Origin of the sequence: Bradyrhizobium sp. (assembly GCF_049691595.1) — a bacterium.
In the GTDB taxonomy this organism is placed as follows: Bacteria; Pseudomonadota; Alphaproteobacteria; order Rhizobiales; family Xanthobacteraceae; genus Bradyrhizobium.
Window position 1 is genome coordinate 1 of sequence record NZ_JBAVNZ010000320.1, and the last position, 1,973, is coordinate 1,973.

General features: G+C 59.8%; 2 protein-coding genes. Both read left to right on the top strand.

Features of this window, described 5'->3' with window-relative positions:
• Window positions 1–1,159 (top strand): hypothetical protein (locus WCE35_RS14075; protein WP_424593951.1); only part of this gene is annotated, 1,159 nt, incomplete at its 5' end.
• Between the two features lie 9 nt (window positions 1,160–1,168).
• Window positions 1,169–1,973, top strand: an 805-nt coding sequence (locus WCE35_RS14080; RefSeq protein ID WP_424593952.1) for a hypothetical protein, incomplete at its 3' end; no start/stop codon positions are given.

Consider the following 1,973-nt stretch of genomic DNA (forward strand, 5'->3'; position numbering starts at 1 on the left):
GCCCTTGGTCGGTACTATGTGTGTCGCATTTGCAATAGTCGTCGCAAAAATCGCCACAGGTTGCAACGACCAAATTTTACTACATGACACTTGTGGAGCCATTGGCTTCTATATGCCATCGGTATTCTTATTTTTGGGGCCGAGTATGCCAGCGTATCACCTTGCGGCGTTCTCAACATGTGCTGCAATGCGGCCCGCTGTCCGTCTCACCGTTTTGGCGCTGCTGCCGCTATTGGCCGGGTGCGCGATCCACCCGATTCCGGACAACGTCTCGCGCAAGACGACCTATGACATCGTGGACAAGATCCGCTGCGAGGCAAAGGCCGCGGTCATGGAATTTGGCCGGGGGTTCAACGAAGCATCCCTCGTCTATAATTTTACGTTTGACATCGTTGAAGTAAACAATGCGAACGCCGGGTTCACATTGTTCGAACCGCTCACCAAGGGCGGTCCGTTCAACCTGACTGCAAGTGGTTCAGCGAACAGAACACGGGGCGCCGTTCGCAATTTCCAGGTCCTGGATTCTTTCGACGACCTGCGAAAGATGAATTGCTCGCGAGACAGGGAAAAGAACTGGATCTACCCGCTCACAGGGGATGTCGGCATGTACGACTCCGTCGCGACATTCATCCGGCTGCAACAGGCCGATGACCCCACCGGCCTCGATGCCACGGGCAAACCCAGAATGTTTACGTTTACCGACACGCTGACTTACACCACCACGCTCAGCGGAGACGTCACAGCCACGGTGGCGCTGGCTCCGTTGACCGACCAATTACGGCTCACGGCAGCCAATGCCATGCTGACCGGCTCGCGGACCGATATACACACACTCGTCGTAACGATGGCCGCCGGGCATCAAACCGTTTTCGAACCGTCAGGACGGGTCAGCGTGCGAAGATCGGTTCCGTTCGTCGATGCCCCGATGGCCCGATCGGGCTTCGGCCGCAACGGCGACCGTCGCTTCGCCAGAGGTGCTCCCGGCGGCGCCGGCGACGGCGGCCTCGGGGTTGCCGGCGGGTTCAACAACCTGCTCTCGACCAGAATGCTGCAGCAGGAATCCGGCGCCGAGAACCGGGCGCTGTACGAACAAGACCGCCAGCGCCAGCTCGAGCTGCAGCGACGCTCTACGGATATACGCGTGCTGGTCGGGCCATAGGGGACGAACATGTCAGTGTACACCTCCCATGCCCACGCAGCGTTCGCCACTTGCCCCGCAATGCAGCCTGCGCTCCGTTTCGCCGTTTTGGCGCTGCTGCCGCTATTGGCCGGATGCTCGATCCACCCGCTTCCGGACGATCTCTCGCGCAAGTCGACCTATGATATCGTGCAGAAAATCCGCTGCGAGGCCAAAGCCGCGGTCATGGACTATGGCCAGAGGCTCAACTCGGCCATTGTCTATGCTTTTTATTTCAACATCAATGAACATAACGATGCGTCGGCCGGGTTCACGCTGACCAATCCGCTCGCCAAGGCGGCCGGCTCCTTCGACCTGACTGCGAATGGCTCAGCGGGCACCATACGGGACGGCCGTCGCTCTTTCGAGGTGCTGGATTCTTTCGACGACCTGCGAAAGATGAATTGCTCGCGAGACCGGGAAGTAAACTGGGTATACCCGCTCACGGGGGACGTGGGCATGTACGACTCCGTCGCCACATTCATCCGGATACAGCAAGCCGCCGGCCCGGATGGTGTCGATGAAGCGGGCAAGCCCAAAGTATTCACGTTTGCCGACACGCTGACTTACACCACCACTTTCCTGGGAGATGCCAAAGCCAGGGTGGCCCTGGCCCCGTTTACCGACCAGTTGCGGCTCACGGCAGCCAATGCCGCGCTGAGCGGCTCGCGGATGGATATGCACAAAGTCACCGTGACAATGGCCGCCGAGAAGCTACCCGTTGTCGATCCGTCAGGAAGGGTCAGCTTCCGGAGATCGGTTCCGTTCGTCGACGCCCCGATGGCCGGGGTGGGCC